Origin of the sequence: Streptomyces sp. NPDC000410, from assembly GCF_040300305.1 — a bacterium.
In the GTDB taxonomy this organism is placed as follows: Bacteria; Actinomycetota; Actinomycetes; order Streptomycetales; family Streptomycetaceae; genus Streptomyces.
The window spans coordinates 1-20,411 of the sequence record NZ_JBEPDM010000037.1 but is presented as its reverse complement, the minus strand read 5'-3'; the positions used below and the strand labels follow the sequence as shown (position 1 = coordinate 20,411).

The window sequence follows — 20,411 nt, the reverse complement described above, 5'->3', positions numbered from 1 at the left end:
CCCCGCGCAGGGGCAGCCGAAGACCGGCGCAGTGGCTCGCTACTTCTTGGCGGAGCCGGCAGCCTTGCCGAAGCGGGCCTCGAAGCGGGCCACACGGCCACCGGTGTCGAGGATCTTCTGCTTGCCCGTGTAGAACGGGTGGCACTCGGAGCAGACCTCGGCGCGGATGTTGCCGGCCTCGATCGTGCTGCGGGTGGTGAACGACGCGCCACAGGTGCAGCTCACCTGGGTCTCGACGTACTGGGGGTGGATGTCGCGCTTCAAGGTGTCTCCTAGTTTCGGGAGGGCACCGGGTCGCCCGCGCGGGCTGCGCGTGCGTGAACCGGGGCCGACGTACCAGTCTGCCAGGACCGGCCGTATCTCCCAAAACCGGGGTGGGGACGCAGCTATTCCCGGCTCCGGGGCGGGGCGGCGGCCGCTCCCGGCGAGGGGCCGGGGTGGGGGCAGCCGCTCCCGGCGAGGGGCCGGTGTGGGGCAGGAGCTGTTCCCGGCTCCGGGGCGGGGCGGCGGCCGCTCCCGGCGAAGGGCCCGGGTGGGGGCAGCCGCTCCCGGCGAGGGGCCGGGGTGGGGCAGGAGCTGTTCCCGGCTACTTCACCAGGCCGCCGGCCTGGCCGTCGATGGTGTCCTCGGTCGCGGCGGCGGGGATCGGCAGGTCCTTCTTGAGGGCCGCCCAGACCTGCTGGGACTGCTTCTCCAGCGGCACCACGCGGTTGGGGTCGGTCCGGTCGTACTCGACCGGCATCGTGAGCATGTTGACGTCGTCGGCGCCGAGGCCCTTCAGCCCGTTCGCGAAGCCGATGAGCTCCTTGACCGAGTCGAGCTCGGAGTCCGGGGTGATCGCCTTGGTGGCGCTGTCGGCGAGGCTGTACAGCTTCTTCGGGCTGCTGAACACCCCGACGTCCTTGACCTGCTGGATCAGCGCCTTGATGAAGGCCTGCTGGAGCTGGATCCGCCCGAGGTCGCTGCCGTCGCCGACGGACTTGCGGGTGCGTACGAGACCGAGGGCCTGTTCGCCGGTGAGGGTGTGGGTGCCGGGGGCGAGGTCGAGTCGGCTCTTCTCGTCGTCGATGGCCCTGGTGGTGGTGATCCGGACGCCGCCGAGCTCGTCGATGATCTTCTTGAAGCCGGTGAAGTCGACCTCGATGTAGTGGTCCATCCGGATGCCGGAGATCTTCTCGACGGTCTTGACCGCGCAGGCCGGGCCGCCGACCTCGTACGCCGTGTTGAACATGGCGCGGCGCTCGCCCTCGACGGGCCTGCCGTCGCTGTCGGCGCACCGCGGCCGGTCTATGAGGGTGTCGCGGGGCATGGAGACCACGGCGGCTTTCTTGTGGCCCTCGTACACGTGCACGATCATCGCGGTGTCGGAGCGGGCGCCGCCCTCGTCCGTGCCGTAGGTGCCGTTGGCGCCGGCGCGGGAGTCGGAGCCGAGGACGAGGATGTCCATGGAGCCGTTGTCGACGTTGTCGGGACGGTCGGTGCCGAGCTGGGCGTTGATGTCGACGCCCTGGATATTGCCGTTGATCTTGAGGTAGACGTAGCCGAATCCGACGCCCCCGACGAGGACGAGACCGGCAGTGGTCCAGGCGGCGACGGTCGCGGCCCTGCGCCGTGCGGTGACCGGCTTGCGGCGTCGGCCGTTGCCGCGTATTCGGCTGACCCTGCTGCTCTGCTCGGCCATTTTCCCCTCACGTCCTCGTCGGTCCTCCTGCCCCTGAGCCGTGGCGTTCAGACACGGTTTGTCCCACCTGTCAAGCGTGATTGCGCCACTGGTGAGACGGAGGGGCGGCAGGCACCGTTGCACGGGGTCCTGAGAAGTAGCTGAGAAAACGCTGTGCCCACCGTGGGTGACACGGTGGGCACAGTCGCTGTTCGCGCAGGTCATGAGCGCCTCACGGGCTCAGGACCGGACGCCGGTGCTGTGGCGAAGGTCTCCCCCCGCCACGGCCGCGGTCAGCCGAACAGGTTGAACGCGTTCCAGCCGGAGGAACCGACCTTGATCCGCTGGGACGTGATGAACGGGGTCGTGGCCGAACCCGTCCCCTTGTACGCCCACATCGCGCCGGCCGAGTCACGGACGACGAAGTCCGCACGGCCGTCACCGGTCAGGTCACCGGTCGTGGCGTACGCGGTGAAGTTCCAGCCGCTGCCGACCTGGACCCGCGCGGAGAACGGGGAACCGGCGTTGCCCGTGCCCTTGTAGACCCACAGGCGGGCCTGCGCGTCCCGGGCCAGCAGGTCGGGCCGGCCGTCGCCGCTGTAGTCGCCCTTGCCGTACACCTGGTAGGTGCTCCAGCCGGAGCCGATCTTCTTCCGGGCGTTGAACGTGCCGTTGCCGCGGCCCGTCCAGAGCCACAGGGCGCCGGCCGAGTCGTTCGCGGTCAGGTCGGCGTAGCCGTCGCCGGTGACATCGCCGGTGAGGGCGATGTTCTTGAAGCTGCCCCAGCCCGAGCCGATCAGGTGATCGGTGTAGTTGCCGGCGGCCGCGTCGTTACCCCACCAGTACAGCTCGCCGGCGTCGGTGCGGTAGACGATGTCCTGGTAGTCGTCCCGGTTCACATCGGCCTGGCGAATCAGGTTGACGCCCCGCAAGTCGCCGCGCGGCTGCGCGCCGCCGAGCGCGGTGCCGGTCGAGTGGTACGCGAAGGCCTCGTTCGTCGACGACTTCCGGACGAACAGGTCCGCCTTGTCGTCGAAATCGAGGTTCGCGTCGTCGATCCGCGGGTTGATCAGACCGGCGAAGGTGCTGGTCTTGGCGAAGACGCTGCGCGCGCCGGTTTCGACGCAGTCCTGCACACCCCACGAGACGACGCCCGCGACCCGACCGCCGACCACGAGCGGACCGCCGGAGTCACCGTTGCACGGCGAGACCGTACCGGCGTCCTGGCCGCTGGCCGCGTTGCCCGCGCACAGCATCTGGCCCGGGACGAACTCGGAGCCGTAGACGGACGTGCACGTCGAGTCCGCCTGGACCGGGATGGTCGCCTTCTTCAGGGTCTGCGAGATGTCCTCGTTGGTGGAGGTCGTGCGCCCCCACCCGTAGACCGTGCCGGGGGTGCCGGCCGCGTACGACGTCCCGTACGGCGCCGGCTGCAGCGTCTTGTACGGCAGCGCGTCGGTCAGCGTCAGGACGGCGACATCACCCTTGAGGGTGACGTTGTTGTACCCGGGGTTCTGCCACTGGCGCCATACGCCAACGGCCGTGCCCTCACCGGAGGTGAAGAGCTTGCTGGTGCCGCCGATGACCGTCCCGTGCTTCGTGAAGTCCAGACCGTCGACGCAGTGCGCCGCCGTCAGGACCTTGGCCGGGGCGACGAGGGTGCCACCACAGAAGTAGCCCTCGTCGTCGGCCGGGTCGGTGTTGCTGTGATCGTTGAAGTAGTACAGCTGCACCATCCACGGTGCTTCGCTGATCGCCGCGTCGACCCCCCCGATGATCTTGGGGTCGGCCGTGCCGGTACGGCTGGGCGCCGGGGAGGCCGCCTCGCCGGTCGCGTCCGTCTCCGAACCGCCGTTCTGCTGGGCCTTGTTCTTCAACACGGCCTCAACTCCGTCGACCCGGGCCTGGAGTTCGGCCTGGGAGACGGACGTGGGCCGGTTCTGGCCGGCCTGGGGCTGCGGCGAGATGTCCGCCGCCTGGGCGGGTACGGCGGCCAGCACCGCGCCCCCCAGCGCCAGTGCGATCGCGGCCGCGGGAAGGGCTGTCCGCGCCCTTCTGTGAGCTGTCACTCAGTTCTCCTATCGATGATGTTGCGCTCGAAGGAGAGAGAAAGTCCCACTGGAAGGATCGGACCGATCACGACGGCGAAGCCGCGCCCGGACCGATCCAGGGCATGGCTCCGCTCAACTCAGTGGGCGTATTCAGAAATACGTTCCCCCCCACACAACTTGCCGATCGTACAACGCGGAACCGCCCCCGTCACTGCTGTGACGGGGGCGGTTCCAGGGGTTCCTGATACGACGTCAGTCGTTGCCGTTACCCGGCTGCGGCGTCGTCTTCTGGATCTGGAGCAGGAACTCGGCGTTCGACTTCGTCTGCTTCATCTTGTCGAGCAGCAGCTCGATCGCCTGCTGCTGGTCGAGCGCGTGCAGCACCCGGCGCAGCTTCCAGACGATACCCAGCTCCTCGCTGCCGAGCAGGATCTCCTCCTTGCGGGTGCTGGACGCGTCCACGTCCACCGCCGGGAAGATGCGCTTGTCCGAGAGCTTCCGGTCGAGCTTGAGCTCCATGTTGCCGGTGCCCTTGAACTCCTCGAAGATCACCTCGTCCATGCGCGAGCCGGTCTCGACCAGCGCGGTGGCCAGGATGGTCAGCGAGCCGCCGTCCTCGATGTTGCGCGCGGCGCCGAAGAAGCGCTTCGGCGGGTAGAGCGCGGTCGAGTCGACACCACCGGACAGGATGCGTCCGGAGGCCGGGGCCGCGAGGTTGTACGCACGGCCCAGACGGGTGATCGAGTCCAGCAGGACGACCACGTCGTGACCCAGCTCGACGAGACGCTTCGCGCGCTCGATGGCCAGCTCGGCGACCGTGGTGTGGTCCTCGGCCGGGCGGTCGAAGGTCGAGGAGATGACCTCGCCCTTGACCGACCGCTGCATGTCGGTGACCTCTTCAGGACGCTCGTCGACGAGGACGACCATCAGGTGGCACTCGGGGCTGTTGACGGTGATCGCGTTGGCGATCGCCTGGAGGATCATGGTCTTGCCGGTCTTCGGCGGGGCCACGATCAGGCCTCGCTGGCCCTTACCGATCGGCGACACGAGGTCGATGATGCGGGTGGTCAGCACGCCCGGGTCGGTCTCCAGGCGGAGCCGGTCCTGCGGGTAGAGCGGGGTCAGCTTGTTGAACTCCGGGCGGCCACGGCCGGATTCGGGGGCCATGCCGTTGACGGAGTCCAGGCGGACCAGCGCGTTGAACTTCTCGCGGCGCTCGCCGTCCTTGGGCTGACGGACCGCGCCGGTGACGTGGTCACCCTTGCGCAGCCCGCTCTTGCGGACCTGGGCCAGCGACACGTACACGTCGTTCGGGCCCGGCAGGTAGCCGGAGGTCCGGATGAACGCGTAGTTGTCGAGGATGTCCAGGATGCCCGCGACGGGGATCAGGACGTCGTCATCGGCGACCTGCGGCTCGGCGGCGAAGTCGTCGCGGCCACGGCGCCCACGGCGGTCGCGGTAACGGCCGCGGCGTCCGCGCCGACCGCCGTCGTCGTCGAAGTCGTCCTGCGGGCCGCCGCCCTGGCGCTGCTGCTGGCCACCGGCCGGCTGCTGACGCTGGCCGCCCTGCTGGTCGTCGCCCTTGCCACCACGGCGGTCGCGGTCACGCTCGCGCCGGCCGTCGCGCTGACGGTCGCCGCGCTCCCCGCGCTCACCACGGTCACGCTGACGGTCACCACGGCGGCCCTCGGCCGTGTCGGTGGCCGCCTCGGCCTTGGCCTCGGGCTGCGCGTCGGCCTTGGCCTCGGTCCGGGCCTCGGTCTTGACGTCGCCCTTCGGCTCGGCCTTGACGGCCTCGCCCTCGGGGCTGCCGGCGGGCGCGGTGGCCCGGCGACGGCGGCGCTCGCCGGCCGGCTGGTCCTCTCCCCCAGAGCCTGCGGCCTGGGAGGTGCCCCCAGCCGGCTGACCCGGAATGTCGATCTGCTGCTGGGCGACGGCCTTCTCGGCCTTCGGCTCGGCTGCCGCGGCGCCCTCGTCACCCGTACGGGCCTTGGAGGTCGCACGCCGCTTCGGCTTGGTGGTGGCCTCGGCCGCGTCGGCGCTCTTCGCCGGGGCCGCGCCTCCCGCGGCCTGCGCCTCCTTGATGACCTCGATCAGCTGGCTCTTGCGCATCCGCGCGGTGCCCCTGATGCCGAGGCCGGACGCGACCTGCTGCAGCTCGGCCAGGACCATGCCCTCGAGGCCGGTGCCGGAGCGGCGGCGCCGTGAGGTGGTGCCAGTGGCAGCACCTGCGGCGGGCGCGGCGGTGTCGACACTGTTGTCGGCAGTCACGCCCATCAGATCGGTGGTGTCGCTCACGAAGGGTCCTTCCCTGGAGCGGACGTCGGCCATCTGGCTCGGCGACCGGTTGTGCTGTCCGACGGCGTTCCGAGATCTTGCGGATCGCGGACCGTGCCGGGGCGGTGGTCCCGCCGGGTACGGCGGAAGAGATGTACGTGCAAAGCCCGGCCCGAGTTCCCCCTGCTCGGCCCTCACCCGGGAAAAGCGAGGGGTTCCGTGCCGGTTCCGGAGCGTGCTCGAAACTGCTCAGGCAGGCTGCTCAGGCAGTTGGGGAGGCTCTCGGAAGAATGGTGGTCCCGGAAAGGGACACAAAGCACCGCACCACAAGAATGTGGGCTGCGTACTTGAGGTTAACACTACCGGCTCCAACAAACATTCCCCCTCTCCATCACCGGCAATCCCGTGTCGCTACGAGGCGAGCGGCAGAACACTCGCTCCCGCGGCGTCCAGGGCCAGCCTGTTCGCCGCCCAGCCCTCGCCCGCCAGTCCGGCGATCTTGTCGGCGGCGTCGCCCTGGGCCAGTGCGAGCACCGTGGGGCCCGCACCGGAAATAACAGCGGGTACGCCGTCCGCGCGCAATCGGTTCACCAGAGCCACGCTCTCCGGCATCGCGGGGGAACGGTATTCCTGGTGGAGCCGGTCCTCGGTGGCGGGCAGCAGCAGCTCGGGGCGCCTGGTCAGGGCCTCGACGAGCAGTGCGGCACGGCCCGCGTTGGCGGCGGCGTCGACGTGCGGGACCGTACGCGGCAGCAGCCCGCGGGCGGTCTCCGTCAGCACCGGCTTCGACGGTACGAAAACCACCGGAACGATGGAATCCGAGGGATCCATCCTGATCGCGCGCGCCGCTCCGGCGTCGGTCCACGCGAGGGTGAAGCCGCCGAGCAGACAGGCGGCGACATTGTCCGGGTGCCCCTCGATCTCGGTCGCCAGTTCCAGCAGCGCCGCGTCGTCGAGCTTGGCGTCGCCCCCTATGGTCACCGCGCGCGCGGCGACGATGCCGGCGCAGATGGCGGCGGAGGAGGAGCCGAGGCCGCGGCCGTGCGGGATGCGGTTGGCGCAGACGACCTCAAGGCCGCGCGGCTGCCCGCCGAGCAGGTCGAAGGCCGTGCGCAGCGAACGTACGAGCAGATGCCTCTCGTCGCGGGGCAGCGTCTCGGCGCCCTCGCCCGCGATGTCGATGTGCAGACCGGAATCCGCGACCCGGACGACGACGTCGTCGTACAGCCCCAGCGACAGGCCGAAGGCATCGAAGCCCGGACCCAGATTGGCGCTGGTGGCGGGGACGCGCACCCGGACGGCGGCGGCTCGGAATGCGGGACCGGCCATCGCTCGACGACACTCCTTGGTTCTGATCTGTACTGATCTACGAGGTTGGGGGTTTCAGAGGTTTCGAGAGGCTGGTGAAGACCCGGGCGGCCATGAAGGCGGCAACACCGCGGCACATGCGGCGGGGCGGGTCAGTACAGCCTATCGAAGGATGGTTCTGCGGCGACATAGGGCGCACAGGAGGCGCACGATGCGTGTCGCAGGCCTCCCATGCGCCTTTGGACGCGCATGGGAGGCGTTACGGCTTTCACGTACGCGGTGGGCGTACGTACGCACTCCGCTCAGGGGCCGCGCAAGACCTCAGAACTTGACCTCAGGACTTACGCGAGACCCTCAAGGCGGACTCAGGGCCCTCACGGGTCCCGGGAGGCCCTGGGAGGGCCATGCGAGGCCCCCGGGACCTACGCAAGACCCTCGGGGTTACGCGAGGCCCAGGCGCTCGGCCGCCGCGGCGGCGTCCACCGGGACGGTGACCGGCTGGGGCGCTCCGGCGACCGCCCAGTCCGGGTCCTTCAGACCGTTGCCCGTGACCGTGCAGACGATCTTCTGCCCCGGGTCGACCTTGCCCTCTTCGGCGGCCTTCAGCAGACCGGCCACGGACGCGGCGGAGGCGGGCTCCACGAAGACGCCCTCGCGCGAGGCCAGCAGCTTGTAGGCGCGCAGGATCTGACGGTCGGTCACCTCGTCGATGAAGCCGCCCGACTCGTCCCGGGCCGCCAGCGCGAAGTCCCAGGACGCCGGGTTGCCGATCCGGATCGCGGTGGCGATGGTCGACGGGTCCTTGACCACCTCGCCGCGCACGAGGGGCGCGGAGCCGGAGGCCTGGAAGCCCCACATGCGCGGGGTGTGGGTGGACAGCCGGTCCGCCGCGTACTCCTTGTAACCCTTCCAGTACGCCGTGATGTTGCCGGCGTTACCGACGGGCAGCACATGGATGTCGGGGGCGTCGCCGAGCGCGTCGACGATCTCGAAGGCGGCGGTCTTCTGGCCCTCGATGCGGACCGGGTTGACCGAATTGACCAGCGCCACCGGGTAGTTCTCGGAGAGGTTGCGGGCCAGCACCAGGCAGTCGTCGAAGTTGCCGTCGACCTGGAGGATCTTGGCGCCGTGGACGAGGGCCTGCCCCAGCTTGCCCATCGCGATCTTGCCCTGCGGGACCAGCACGGCGGAGACCATCCCGGCGCGGCCGCCGTAGGCCGCCGCCGACGCGGAGGTGTTGCCGGTGGAGGCGCAGATGACGGCCTTCGCGCCCTCCTCCTTGGCCTTGGTGATGGCCATGGTCATGCCGCGGTCCTTGAAGGAGCCGGTCGGGTTCGCGCCCTCGACCTTGAGGTACACCTCACAGCCGGTCGCCTCGGAGAGGGTGTGGGCGCGCACGAGCGGCGTGCCGCCCTCGCCGAGCGTGACGACCGGCGTCGTGTCCGTCACCGGGAGCCGGTCCCGGTACTCCTCGATGATGCCGCGCCACTGGTGAGTGCGAGTGCTCATGGGTGCTTACTCTCCTTCAACCCGCATGATGCTGGCGACACCATGCACGGTGTCGAGATTGCGCAGCGCCTCGACGGTCCCGGAAAGGGCGGCGTCGGGCGCGCGGTGGGTGACGACGACGAGCGATGCCTCGCCGTCGCCGTCGGGACGGCCCTGCTGGCGCACCGTGTCGATGGATACGCCGTGCTCGGCGAAGACCGTCGCGACCTGGGCGAGTACGCCAGGCTTGTCGGCCACGTCGAGACTGATGTGGTACCGCGTCACGACCTCGCCCATGGGACTCACGGGCAGCTGCGTGTACACGGACTCGCCGGGGCCGGTGGCCTCGGCCAGCTTGTTGCGGCAGACCGCGACGAGGTCGCCGAGGACCGCGGAGGCGGTGGGGGAGCCACCGGCGCCGGGGCCGTAGAACATGAGCTGTCCGGCGGCCTCGGCCTCGACGAAGACGGCGTTGTACGCCTCGTGGACGGAGGCCAGCGGGTGGCTGAGCGGGATCATCGCGGGGTGGACGCGGGCCGTGACGGACTTGCCGTCCGCCGCCCGCTCGCAGATCGCCAGCAGCTTGATGGTGCAGCCCATCCGCGCGGCGGAGGCGAAGTCGGACGCGGTGACCTCGGTCATGCCCTCGCGGTACACGTCGTCGAGGCGTACGCGCGTGTGGAAGGCGATTCCGGCGAGGATCGCGGCCTTGGCGGCGGCGTCGAAGCCCTCGACGTCGGCGGTCGGGTCGGCCTCCGCGTAGCCGAGGGCGGTGGCCTCGTCGAGCGCCTCGGAGTAACCGGCTCCGGACGTGTCCATCTTGTCGAGGATGAAGTTCGTGGTGCCGTTGACGATGCCGAGGACGCGGTTGACCTTGTCGCCCGCGAGCGACTCGCGCAGCGGCCTGATCAGCGGGATCGCGCCGGCGACGGCGGCTTCGAAGTACAGGTCCCGGCCGTGTTTCTCGGCGGCGGCGTAGAGCGTGGCGCCGTCCTCGGCGAGCAGTGCCTTGTTGGCGGAGACCACGGAGGCGCCGTTCTCGAAGGCGCTGGTGATGAGGGCGCGGGCGGGCTCGATCCCGCCGATCACCTCGACCACCACATCGATGTCGCCGCGCGCGACGAGCCCCTTGGCGTCGGTGGTGACGAGCTCCCGGGGGATGCCCTCACGCACCTTGTCGGGGCGGCGGACGGCGACCCCGGCGAGCTCCACCGGGGCGCCGATCCGCGCGGCGAGGTCGTCGGCGTGCGTCGTCATGATGCGCGCCACCTCTGAGCCGACCACTCCACAGCCCAGCAGCGCCACCTTCAGCGGACGCGTACGCATCATCCGACCTCGTTTCGTTCCATTAAGCGGGTGCGAACAAGTCTCACTCACCGGACGGAGGTTTCTGTCCTTCGTCCGGATCCTGAGACATATATTTCATTAGCCGACATCGAGACGCAGGAGATCTTCCTCCGTCTCACGCCGGACGATCACGCGCGCCTCGCCGTCCTTGACCGCGACGACGGGCGGGCGCAGTGCGTGGTTGTAGTTGCTGGCCATCGAGCGGCAGTACGCGCCGGTCGCGGGCACGGCGATGAGGTCACCGGGCGCGAGGTCGGCCGGCAGGAAGGCGTCGCGTACGACGATGTCGCCGCTCTCGCAGTGCTTGCCGACGACGCGTACGAGCATCGGCTCGGCGTCGCTCGTGCGCGAGACGAGCGCCACGCTGTACTCGGCGTCGTAGAGCGCGGTGCGGATGTTGTCGGACATCCCGCCGTCGACGCTGACGTACGTCCGCAGCCCTTCGAGGGGCTTGATCGTGCCGACCTCGTACAGAGTGAAGGCCGTGGGGCCGACGATGGCGCGCCCCGGTTCGACGGAGATCCGGGGGGTGCGCAGACCGGCCGCCTCACACTCCCGGGTGACGATCTCGCCGAGCGCCTTGGCGATCTCGTGCGGCTCGCGCGGGTCGTCCTCGGAGGTGTACGCGATGCCGAGGCCGCCGCCGAGGTCGATCTCGGGCAGCTCGACGCCGTGCTCGTCGCGAACTTCGGCGAGCAGCTGGACGACACGCCTGGCGGAAACCTCGAAACCCGCCATGTCGAAGATCTGCGACCCGATGTGCGAGTGGATGCCGATGAGCTCGAGCCCGTCGAGCTTCAGCGCACGCCGGACCGCCTCCGCGGCTTCCCCGCCCGCGAGGGCGATGCCGAACTTCTGGTCCTCGTGCGCGGTGGCGATGAACTCGTGGGTGTGCGCCTCGACGCCGACGGTGACGCGGATCTGGACGCGCTGGCGCTTGCCGAGGGACTGGGCGATGTGCGCGACGCGCACGATCTCCTGGAAGGAGTCGAGGACGATGCGCCCGACACCGACGCTCACGGCCTTGTGAATCTCTTCCTCGGACTTGTTGTTCCCGTGGAAGGCGATGCGCTCGGCGGGCATTCCGGCGTCGAGGGCGGTGGTGAGCTCGCCCCCGGAGCAGACGTCCAGGTTGAGCCCCTCCTCCTTGAGCCAGCGCACGACGGCGCGGCTGAGGAAGGCCTTCCCGGCGTAGAAGACGTCCGCGTCCTTGCCGAAGGCCTCGGCCCAGGCGCGGCAGCGGGCGCGGAAGTCGGTCTCGTCGAGGAAGTAGGCGGGGGTGCCGAACTCCTCGGCGAGCCGGGTGACTTCGATTCCGCCGACGGTGACGGCACCGTCCTGGTTCCTGGTGACGGTCCGGGCCCAGACCTTCTCGTCCAGCACATTGAGGTCGGTGGGCGGGGCGGTGTAGTGGCCCTCGGGCAGGACGTCTCCGTGACGGGGCCCGGCGGGGTGCGCGGAACGGCTCATTCTGTCTCTCTCACATCTACAGGTGTTCGGGTGCGCTGATGCCGAGCAGGGCCAGGCCGCCGGCCAGCACCGTCCCGGCGGCCTCGGCGAGGGCGAGCCGGGAGCGGTGGGCGGCCGAGGGTTTCTCGTCACCGCGCGGCAGCACGGTGTGCTGGAAGCCCAGCAGCGCGTCCGCGGTGGATTCCAGATGCCGGGCGACCCGGTCGGGGGCGCGATGGCGGGCGGCCGCCTCCAGCACGGCGGGGTGGTCGCCGAGGGCGGTGAAGAGGGCGGGCGCGTCGACGTCGTCCTCGTACGCGCCGGTGAAGCCCAGCCGCGCCGCGCCGCGGGTGAGCGCGCGAGTGCGGGAGTACGCGTACCGGACCCGGAAGAGAGGATTGCTCTCCCCCTGCACGAGCAGTTCTCTGTCTGCGTACGGCCGGTCGTGCGCGGCGGCCCGCAGGAGCGCCCAGCGGGAGGCGTCGGCCCCGAGCCGCTCGATGCCTTCGGGCGCGGGCACGGGCGCGATGCGCTCGCCCCCGTGGTCCCCTATATCGGCGGTCGCGCCCTGGGTCCGCAGCAGCGCGACGACCGTACGGACCCACACGTCGCCCCGGATCCCGGCGACGGGCGCGAAGCGGACCCGGGTCCCGGCGAGCCCGTCCCCGTGCCCATACGTTTCTCCGGCGGCCAGCACCGTACGGACGAGGGCGGCGCGGCTGTCCTGGCGCAGGGTGAAGTTCAGGAACCCGGGTCCGGTGATCTCGACCCGCGCGATCCCGGGCGTGCCGCTCAGCTGCTCGCGCAGGATCTCCGCGACCTTCCCGGCCGGCAGCGCCGCGGGCCCCGCGAGCTGCAACGCCGCACTGGTGGCCCAGTCCCCGCGCCCCCCGGGCCGGGGCCGCTCGATCCGCACCCGCTCCGGCACGGCCGCCACCCGCAGGGCACCCTCCTCGACCGCACGGCGCACGGCGCCCAGGACGGTACGGGAGAGATCTGCGGGGGTCACGGGACAAGCGTATGGGAGGAAGGGGGTGTGATCGCGAACCGGTTTCGCGATGCGGTCAGCGCGGGTGCTCTCCTGGGGGCCTGGGTGCCACCCTGGCCACTCCCCCGGGTGCCCCCCTGGGCGCTCCCCCGGCTCGGCGCCGGGGTCAGCCGCAGGTCCTCGCGGGCCCAGCCCCAGGGGTCACCCCCTGCTCGGCCCGGACTTGGCATCGGGCACTCCCCCGGCCGAGCCCCGGGGTCAGCCGCGGGTGCTGCCGGCCCGCCCGGCGCCATGCCTGCCGTCTACTGACGGCGGGCCCTCCCTGCGGTCGCCGCGCTCCCTGTGCATCAGCCGCCGTACGAGCCGCACCAGCTCGGTCGGCTCGAACGGCTTCGCGAGAAAGGCGTCGACCCCGGCGGCGATGCCGGTCTCCACCTCGTACTGCGTACACGCACTGATGATCGCGACCGGGACACTCCTGGTCCGCGGATCCGCCCGGAGCTGCGCGGCGGTCCGCAGGCCGTCGAGCCGCGGCATCACCACATCCAGCGTGATCACGTCCGGCGCCACCTGGTGCACGACGTCCAGACACTCGGCACCATCGGCCGCGGTCACGACCTCGAAGCCCTCCAGCTCGAGATTGACCCTGATCAGCTGCCGGATGACCCTGTTGTCATCGACAACAAGCACCCGGCCGGAGACGCCCGACACAACTCGAGAGTAGGTCTCCACGGGCCGTCGCGTCCGGGTTTTCCCCACTTCCGACCCGTGCGAGGGATCACCACGGCCGACCCGTCCGGAGGGCCCCGGGAGCCACCCGAACACGGTGCGGAAATACCTGTTCACAGCCACCCCATCGGAGCTGGTAGGGTTCTACCCGTCGCCGCCGAGAGCGGCGAACGCCCCCGTAGCTCAGGGGATAGAGCAACGGCCTCCGGAGCCGTGTGCGCAGGTTCGAATCCTGCCGGGGGCACTTCCGGAAAGAGGGCCCTGACCAGCGGAAACGCCGGTCAGGGCCTTTCTCGCACATGCCAAAACGTAAACGGTCTTTCGACCGTTGCTATTCTCCCGATTCGCAGAGTCCCGCGCGGCCACGAGCGTCTCGTCAGGCGATGTTCTCGCAGGTCAGCGGCCATCCACTGAAGGCGCCGAGCCTCACCCACCGCCAAATCACGACGATATGACGAATCGTACGCCCGAGTGGCGCCGCTTCCCTCGCTCACGGGCGTGACCTGCGCGAACGCGGTCGTCGGCCCGTCAAAACGCAAGCGGTCTGGCGGGTCGTTGCTCCTTGCGTCGGATATCAAGTGTTTGGGCATTCTGCGGCAGGGTGCCAGCGCCACTCGGCACACGCTGCGCCACATGCCACCGCGCTCGTCGGTAGGTACCTTGAGCCTGGCCGAGCTCGAAGCCACGAAGGTGATCCTGCCGCGCCTGGCGGAGCGGGCCGCCGCGACCGAGCGGGCCGACTGCACCGACTCCGACGTGTGCCGCATCCTCACAGGCGCGAACGGCCTTCGTGGAAGGTGAGCGCCGTCACCGAAGGGCCCTGCCGCGCCCGCGTAGCGTGAAGGTCACGGGGCATGCCCCCGTCCCCGTTCACGGTGAGGAGCAGGCCATGCTGCGTGCGGTGTGGAACGGCGCCGTGATTGCGGAGACCTCGCGCACGGTGGTCGTCGAGGGCAACCACTACTTCCCGCCCGAGGCGCTCAACCGGCAGTACGTCACGCCGAGCAGGACCTGGTCGCTGTGCTTCTGGAAGGGGGTGGCCCGCTACTACAGCCTGGAGGTCGACGGACTGAGGAATCCGGATGCCGCCTGGTACTACCCCAGGCCCAGCCCGTTGGCCCGGAAGATCAAGGACCATGTCGCCTTCTGGAGGGGCGTACGCGTGGAGGGCACACCGGAGCCGGAGCCCACACAGGGCGAGGGGAAGCCAGGACCCCTCGGTGGCAGGTGAGGTGTCGGAGCGCGACGACGGCCTGGAGGGCGGAGGCCGGCCGCAGCAGAACGGGGCGCGGACGCTCGGGCATGCTGCCTCGGTACACGGCGAGACCGGTGACGGCAGCGACGGGGAGTGCCCAGGCGGCGACCGCCGCCACGCGTACGGCGGTGCTGGGCTCGTGGCGCAGGGTGAGCCAGGTCCAGTACGCGGTGTCGGCGAACGTGTCGGCGTACTCCCCGAAGGGGGAGGTCGTGCCCTGGTGACGGGCGAGGCGTCCGTCGGCGAGATCGAGGCCGATCGCCAGCACCCCGGACGCGCGGCTGGATCCGCCGGGCAGGGCGGGGAGATTGGCGCGCATCAGCGTCAGCACGTCCGCAGCGGCCAGGCGGTCGCGGTGCTCCAGCATGCCGAGGTGGAGTACGGCGAGGGCCCAGCTGGCGGTCACCCAGCACCGTCCGGGCCGTCGGCCTGCGGCCAGTGCGAACAGGACGCCGTGCAGCGCCGTGAGCTCGGCCAGGGCCTGCGGTCGTCGGGCGGCCTGGTGGAGCGACCGGCGGGCAGCCTGGCTGAGGAAGCGGACGGCGGCGGCCGGGGCGAGGTGCCCGTCGTGCAGTTCGGCCAGCAGCACGTCGGTGGCGGTGCGGCTGTCGGCCAGATCGGATACGGACTCCACGCCTCACGCTCTCCTGTGTGCTCCGTGCGCTGATAGCGCTGAGAGTAGAGGCCGACGAAGGTGAGCGCGCTCACTCATCGCCGGGGTTCCGGGGCCTAGCGTCATCCGGAGCAGGATACGGACGTTTGGAGAGGTCGGGGCGATGGTGTGGATCGGCGCGGCGGTGGCGACGGCGGTGGCGGGCGCGGGCGCCGCTGCCGGGTATCTGGGGCTGGTGACCGGGGCCCTTGCGCTGGACGTTGGAGTCGGAAGGCGCTCACGCCCGCTCGGGCCGCAAACCGTCGACATCGCGGCCCCGCGCGAGGCCGTCTTCGACGTCATCACCCAGCCCTATCTGGGCCGGGCCACCCGGGCAATGAGGGAGAAGGTGCTGGTCGTGGAGCGGGGGTCCGACATGGTGCTCGCCGCCCATCGCACCCCGCTCGCGGGCGGGCAGCTGACGGCGACGACGGTGGAGACGGTGCGGTTCACCCGGCCGGAGCGGGTCGACTTCCGGCTGGTGCGCGGGCCTGTCCCGGCCGTCACGGAATCGTTCACCCTCACCGAGCACGGGCCCGGTACGCGGCTGGTGTACGAGGGTGAGCTCGCCACCGATCTGTGGCGGGCCGGGCAGTGGTGGGGCGGCCTGGTCGCCCCACGATGGGAGGCGACCGTCGCCGCGTCCCTGTCCTCGGTCCGGCAGGAGGCCGAGCAGCGTGCGGCCCTGCCGTGAGCGGCTCGCCGTATCGCGGCGGCCGGCCGTGGAGGTGGGGTGCCGGCGGTGCATCCCGATGCATCGCCGCCGGAAGGAGGCAGTTGGTCATGGCCAAGAAGCGAAGCTGCCCGTCGGAACGGCAGCAGTTCATGGAGCACCGGCACGCTGATAGGCACTCGGGCGAGCGCGGGCTCGAGGACATGGTCCGGCGGGCCGGGACTCAGGAAGAGCCGGGTGCAGTGCTGGTCGGCTCGCCGACGCCGACGGATGCGGCCCCGTACCGGGGTGCCACGGGATGGGCGCGGGTGCGTGATCGTGTGGGCGACTGGCTGGTCAAGGTGCTCAAGCTCGCGGTGTTCTGCTGGCTGCCTCCTCCTCACAGCTGAAGGCGCGGAAATGGCGCCCGACCGTTGACCGGTCGACGGTGCTGACCGTCCTCAGCTCAAGTGGTACGCGTGCATGAGTCAGTCGTGCCCCGGGTGCGTGAGGGCGTCCTCCACGGCGCGGTGGAAGGCGGGGTAGGCGAACATCATGTGGCGCAGCCGCTCGACGGGGATCTCGTTCTGCACGGCGATGGCCAGCCCGTAGAGAACTCCGCCACCCGCCGGGCCGGCGGAGGTGGCCGGCCAGGATGCCGCGGTCGATTTCATCGACGAGTTTGATCAGTCCGTCGTTGCCGACATTGTGGATCCAGCCGCGTGCCGAGGCCGACACCCGAGCCTTTCCCGTCCGTACGCGACGGCCCTGCTCGCGAGCGGCGCGTTCGGCCAGGCCCACTGAGCCGACCTCGGGGTCGGTGAAGGTGACGCGGGGCAGGGCCTGGTAGTCGGCGTCCGGTCCTGGCCGGCCGAGGATTTCGCGGACAGCGATCTCGGCCAGGTACATCGCCACATGGGTGAACCCGGGGCCTCGCTGTCGGCGTTCAATCGCCGGAGATCTGCCCCCGGCCCGGCGCCTCGGGCGCCCTCGCGGCCTCTGCCTCGGCCTTCGCGTCGCTCACTACAGCGGCGGCCTGCTTCGCGACCTCATCGGCAGCCGCGGCAGCGTCGAGCGGAAGCGGCGAGCCTGCCTCGAGCTCCGGCGCCCCGCCCTCGTCCGGCGCGCCGTCGGCACCGGTAGTGGTCTCTTCCTCCGGTTGCGCGGATGCGGGAAGACCGATCACTGACTGATCGCCGAATGCGTGGGTGACGGCGCGAACCGCTTCGGTCAGCTCCCCCGGGATCACCCAGAACGTGTTGTTGTCGCTCTTCGCCAGGTGCGGGAGCGTCTCGAGGTACTTGTAGGCCAGGATCTTCGGGTCGGCGTTGTTGCGATGGACGGCCTGGAAAACCCGCTCCACCGCCTTCGCCTCACCGTCCGCCCGCAGGATCATGGCTTGCTGCGTGCCCTGCGCTTCCAGGATGTCCTTCTGCTTCGTGCCCTCCGCGGTGAGGATCTTGGCCTGCCGCTCCCCTTCGGCGTGCAGGATGGCCGCGCGCTTGTCACGTTCGGCCCGCATCTGCTTCTCCATCGCCTCCTTGATGGTGGCCGGCGGATCGATGGCCTTGATCTCGACGCGGTTGACCCGGATGCCCCACTTGCCGGTGGCATCGTCCAGGACGGTGCGAAGCCGGGCGTTGATCTCCTCACGTGAGGTGAGGGTCTCCTCCAGATCCATGGAGCCGATGACGTTCCGCAGGGTGGTCACGGTGAGCTGATCGATCGCCTGCAGATAGTCAGCGACCTCGTACGCCGCCGCGCGCGGGTCGGTGATCTGGTAGTAGAGCACCGTGTCGATGTTCACCACGAGGTTGTCCTCGGTGATCACCGGTTTGGGGTCGGACGAGTACACCTGCTCGCGCACGTCGAGTTTGGTGTTGACACGGTCTGCCACCGGCACGACGAAGTTCAGGCCGGGCTGGAGCGTCCGCCGATACCGGCCGAACCGCTCGATGTTGTAACGACGTGCCTGCGGGACGATCCGGACGGTGGCGGCCACGAGGAAGACGACAACGATCGCCGCCGCGAGAAACGGGATGACAATCGGATCCACCATTCCTCCCTTGAGACGTGTTCAGCCGTTCATGGAAGGAGTTCGCGGGGGTAGACGACGGCCGTCGCGCCTTCGATCTCCATGACGTCCACCAGCGCTCCCACTGGGATCACCAGGCTTTCGTCGAGAGCGCGGGCGGACCATTCCTCACCAGAGACCTTGATCAGACCGCGGGTCGCGGTGACCTCCTCCGTGACCTCGGCCCGCCTGCCGATCAGCGCATCGCTGCCCTCACGCGTGAGGGGTGCGCTCGCCATTTGCCGCAGCGCGACAGGACGGACGATGAGGAGACCCGCTGCCGCTGCTACCCCGAACGCCACGAGCTGGCCGAGAAGGCCGATGCCCACACCAGCAACCACGGCGGTGACCAGAGCAGCGCCCGCCAGCAACCCGAAAACCAGCGTGAGGGTGAAAAACTCCGCAGCACCAAACGCCGCGGCGGCGAGCAGCCATACGAACCACGGCATCGAATCAGCCTCCCTCAGGGGGACCTATCCACCACCTACCCACCGGAACCAGGACGCAACCGACTCGTACCGCCCGGTCTGCGGTCAGGACGCCCGGATGGCGACAGGAGGTCCCACCCGCGTTGACGGTGCCGGTTTGGCAGCCCGGCGAACAGTGCTGCCGGAAGCAGGCCGACAGGACCACACCGCGAGGTATCCGACGTCGCCCATCCCAGCCCGAACCTGGAACGCCGGCGCGAGGGGGGTGCCACTTACGCCTGCCTCGTCTCGCCCTCCGTACGGGTGCACATACTGATCGCTCCTCCGCTGAAGGTCGGCCACCGTGATGCCGCGCCGGGGAGTGCGAAAACGGGCCTCACGGACTCTCAGGCAGTTCCAACCCGGTGCAGTGCCCGCGCCTGACCTGGTCCTTCGCGAACGCAGCTACGTACTCGCGTAGCAGCACGCGCTGCTCATGTTGCTCTGCCTCGGTCGGAGGCTCGTTCTTCTTGCCCTGCTCGCGCTCCTCGCGGGGGCGATCGTCGTAGCCCCAGTGCGCGGCGAATCCGGCGTTCTCGCCGTCGCACCGGGCGACGGCCCAGGCTCTGTGCTCCGTCAGCGCGGGCTTCCAAGCGCCGTCGCCCATCGGCAGCGGATCGGGGCCGGAGCCCATCTCACGGATGTTCGTGCCCCAGTCCCCGCGCCAACTGGTGAGTTCGACGAGCGGCCGGCGCCGCCCGTCGCTAGAGTGCGAATCTTCGTCCCTCGATGCGTACAGGGTGCACCGTCCGACGATGCCGCCGTCCGCGATGGCGATGCGCACCTCCCCGTCGCGGCCTTCCGCCGGGACGCGGCTGATGGCAAGCGCATTGCAGGCGGTGTCCTTCGCATCGGCGCGGGGCACGAACCGGCCGGTGTCCGGGACGGCACCGTCCTTCGGTGCGGGCAGCGGCTCGCCACCACAACCGAGCTTCGTAGTCACTTCGTTCGTCATCCGTACCGCGAGCCGCAGCATGGCGGCCTTCTCCTCGCGACTCTCAGCGAAGTAGGTCCATGTGGTCACCAGCACCCGATGGTCTTTCCTGAGCGGGCCCTTGATGCCGTTCGGGCACTCGGGCATGAGGAAGACCCGGCTGTGCTGGTCCTCGAATCCGGGCAGACCGCCCGGCAGCACGGCGTGCGGCGGATAGTAGGCCCCGACGAACCGCAACTCCTCGTCGCGGGCCGCTCCGGGCGGATAGGCGTCGACCGCGACCACGACCTGGTCCGCGTCGCTCCTCAGCACGCAGTGGTACTCGCCGAGATCCTTGTCGAAGGACTCCCGTTCCGAGCCGAGTCGCACGTCCTTCCGTACCGTCGTCAGGTCGCCACCGGGCAAGGCGCCCCCGCACGCCTCACGTGCCAGCCACCAGTCCTTCACCGGCGCACGGACCGAGAACCCGACGATGACCAGTACGAGCCCCGTACAGGCCAGGCTCCACAGCCACTTACGGTGCCGCGATGCCCAATCTTCCATGTGTTCCCCCGCTATCCCGAACACCACTTCCGCAACAGAGCGACCAGCGTCGCATGTGCCTTGCACCCCAGACAGCCACCTCCACAGTGGTCTCGCCGTGATGTTCTCAGTGGCTGTCCCCGGTCACCATGCCGGGATCCGGCAGTCTGCCGGGTCACTGCCTGCCGTCGTAAGGACAGGTGTCACCCGTGACAAGCGTGTTTGATAGCGTCCTCGGCCGGATCAGCGGGGAAAGGGCACGGAATGCGCGGTATACGGGGGCGTACATTGCTCCTCTGCGCCATGGTCGGAGGGACGATCGCGGCCGTCGTCGCCGGGGTCGTGGTGTGGTTCTCGGCAGGTCGGGCGGAGCAGCGCGCGGCCAATCTGGATCAACTGGAGCGGTCCTGCGCGGGATTGCTGCCGCGTGAGCCGTTGCGGGGCTTCGTGCCGGGGAACAGCACCGGGGCGCTGGAGGAGTACGGCACGATGCTCGATCCGGGCCAGGAGAGCCGGGCGCTGCTGGACTGCACGCTCTCCTGGGGCCCGGGGCGGTGG

19 protein-coding genes, 1 tRNA gene and 2 pseudogenes are annotated in these 20,411 nt (G+C 70.1%); 6 read left to right on the top strand and 16 right to left on the bottom strand.

Features of this window, described 5'->3' with window-relative positions; genetic code table 11:
* Positions 1–39: 39 nt before the first annotated feature.
* The 10 genes from rpmE to ABT342_RS28025 form a co-directional block, all read right to left on the bottom strand.
* Complete coding sequence (gene rpmE / locus ABT342_RS28070) at positions 40–264, bottom strand: 50S ribosomal protein L31 (protein WP_351579687.1); 225 nt, start codon at positions 262–264, stop codon at positions 40–42.
* Between the two features lie 322 nt (positions 265–586).
* Entirely contained in the window at positions 587–1,681 is a 1,095-nt protein-coding gene (locus tag ABT342_RS28065; protein WP_351579684.1) for an LCP family protein, read from the bottom strand.
* 272 nt (positions 1,682–1,953) lie between these two features.
* Complete coding sequence (locus ABT342_RS28060; protein ID WP_351579681.1) at positions 1,954–3,729, bottom strand: trypsin-like serine protease; 1,776 nt, start codon at positions 3,727–3,729, stop codon at positions 1,954–1,956.
* A gap of 234 nt (positions 3,730–3,963) precedes the next feature.
* Positions 3,964–6,009 carry a transcription termination factor Rho gene (gene rho, locus ABT342_RS28055; protein WP_351579678.1) on the bottom strand — a complete coding sequence of 682 codons (2,046 nt, stop codon included), beginning with the start codon at positions 6,007–6,009 and terminating at the stop codon, positions 3,964–3,966.
* Between the two features lie 390 nt (positions 6,010–6,399).
* On the bottom strand, positions 6,400–7,317 hold the full coding sequence (thrB, locus tag ABT342_RS28050) for a homoserine kinase (protein WP_351579675.1): 918 nt from the start codon (positions 7,315–7,317) through the stop codon (positions 6,400–6,402).
* Positions 7,318–7,737: 420 nt separating this feature from the next.
* Entirely contained in the window at positions 7,738–8,805 is a 1,068-nt protein-coding gene (gene thrC, locus ABT342_RS28045; RefSeq protein ID WP_351579672.1) for a threonine synthase, read from the bottom strand.
* Positions 8,806–8,811: 6 nt separating this feature from the next.
* On the bottom strand, positions 8,812–10,110 hold the full coding sequence (locus ABT342_RS28040; RefSeq protein WP_351579846.1) for a homoserine dehydrogenase: 1,299 nt from the start codon (positions 10,108–10,110) through the stop codon (positions 8,812–8,814).
* 99 nt (positions 10,111–10,209) lie between these two features.
* Entirely contained in the window at positions 10,210–11,601 is a 1,392-nt protein-coding gene (lysA, locus tag ABT342_RS28035; protein WP_351579669.1) for a diaminopimelate decarboxylase, read from the bottom strand.
* A gap of 16 nt (positions 11,602–11,617) precedes the next feature.
* Positions 11,618–12,589, bottom strand: coding sequence for an ArgS-related anticodon-binding protein NrtL (nrtL, locus tag ABT342_RS28030; RefSeq protein WP_351579666.1), 972 nt, complete (start codon positions 12,587–12,589; stop codon positions 11,618–11,620).
* A gap of 237 nt (positions 12,590–12,826) precedes the next feature.
* Positions 12,827–13,327, bottom strand: a complete 501-nt coding sequence (locus ABT342_RS28025; protein WP_502965630.1) for a response regulator — start codon at positions 13,325–13,327, stop codon at positions 12,827–12,829.
* A 142-nt stretch (positions 13,328–13,469) separates the two neighbouring features.
* Here ABT342_RS28025 and ABT342_RS28020 point away from each other — a divergent pair.
* From ABT342_RS28020 to ABT342_RS28010, 3 genes are all read left to right on the top strand, one after another.
* Positions 13,470–13,541: transfer RNA gene (locus tag ABT342_RS28020), tRNA-Arg, on the top strand.
* Positions 13,542–13,795: 254 nt separating this feature from the next.
* Complete coding sequence (locus ABT342_RS28015) at positions 13,796–14,098, top strand: hypothetical protein (protein WP_351579660.1); 303 nt, start codon at positions 13,796–13,798, stop codon at positions 14,096–14,098.
* 88 nt (positions 14,099–14,186) lie between these two features.
* Positions 14,187–14,528 carry a DUF427 domain-containing protein gene (locus ABT342_RS28010; protein WP_351579657.1) on the top strand — a complete coding sequence of 114 codons (342 nt, stop codon included), beginning with the start codon at positions 14,187–14,189 and terminating at the stop codon, positions 14,526–14,528.
* On the opposite strand, the gene ABT342_RS28005 is transcribed toward ABT342_RS28010, so the two are convergent.
* The gene (locus ABT342_RS28005; protein WP_351579654.1) at positions 14,425–15,186 is read right to left on the bottom strand and encodes a CDP-alcohol phosphatidyltransferase family protein; all 762 of its coding nucleotides are present in this window, start codon (positions 15,184–15,186) and stop codon (positions 14,425–14,427) included. The genes ABT342_RS28010 and ABT342_RS28005 overlap by 104 nt on opposite strands.
* A gap of 142 nt (positions 15,187–15,328) precedes the next feature.
* Here ABT342_RS28005 and ABT342_RS28000 point away from each other — a divergent pair, with 142 nt between their 5' ends.
* Positions 15,329–15,898 (top strand): SRPBCC family protein, encoded by a 570-nt coding sequence (locus ABT342_RS28000; protein ID WP_351579651.1) that lies wholly within the window; start codon positions 15,329–15,331, stop codon positions 15,896–15,898.
* 89 nt (positions 15,899–15,987) lie between these two features.
* Positions 15,988–16,266: a hypothetical protein gene (locus ABT342_RS27995; RefSeq protein ID WP_351579649.1), complete on the top strand. Its 279-nt coding sequence runs from the start codon at positions 15,988–15,990 to the stop codon at positions 16,264–16,266.
* Positions 16,267–16,344: 78 nt separating this feature from the next.
* On the opposite strand, the gene ABT342_RS27990 is transcribed toward ABT342_RS27995, so the two are convergent.
* The 5 genes and pseudogenes from ABT342_RS27990 to ABT342_RS27970 form a co-directional block, all read right to left on the bottom strand.
* Entirely contained in the window at positions 16,345–16,530 is a 186-nt protein-coding gene (locus tag ABT342_RS27990; protein ID WP_351579855.1) for a hypothetical protein, read from the bottom strand.
* A 31-nt stretch (positions 16,531–16,561) separates the two neighbouring features.
* Positions 16,562–16,765, bottom strand: a pseudogene (locus ABT342_RS27985) (oxidoreductase dimerization domain-containing protein); the annotation flags it as partial.
* A 37-nt stretch (positions 16,766–16,802) separates the two neighbouring features.
* Entirely contained in the window at positions 16,803–17,912 is a 1,110-nt protein-coding gene (locus ABT342_RS27980; RefSeq protein ID WP_351579843.1) for an SPFH domain-containing protein, read from the bottom strand.
* Positions 17,913–17,941: 29 nt separating this feature from the next.
* Complete coding sequence (locus tag ABT342_RS27975; protein ID WP_351579647.1) at positions 17,942–18,379, bottom strand: NfeD family protein; 438 nt, start codon at positions 18,377–18,379, stop codon at positions 17,942–17,944.
* Positions 18,380–18,734: 355 nt separating this feature from the next.
* On the bottom strand, positions 18,735–19,874 hold the full coding sequence (locus ABT342_RS27970; protein ID WP_351579644.1) for a hypothetical protein: 1,140 nt from the start codon (positions 19,872–19,874) through the stop codon (positions 18,735–18,737).
* Between the two features lie 243 nt (positions 19,875–20,117).
* Here ABT342_RS27970 and ABT342_RS27965 point away from each other — a divergent pair.
* Positions 20,118–20,411 (top strand): annotated as a pseudogene (locus ABT342_RS27965) (hypothetical protein); the annotation flags it as partial.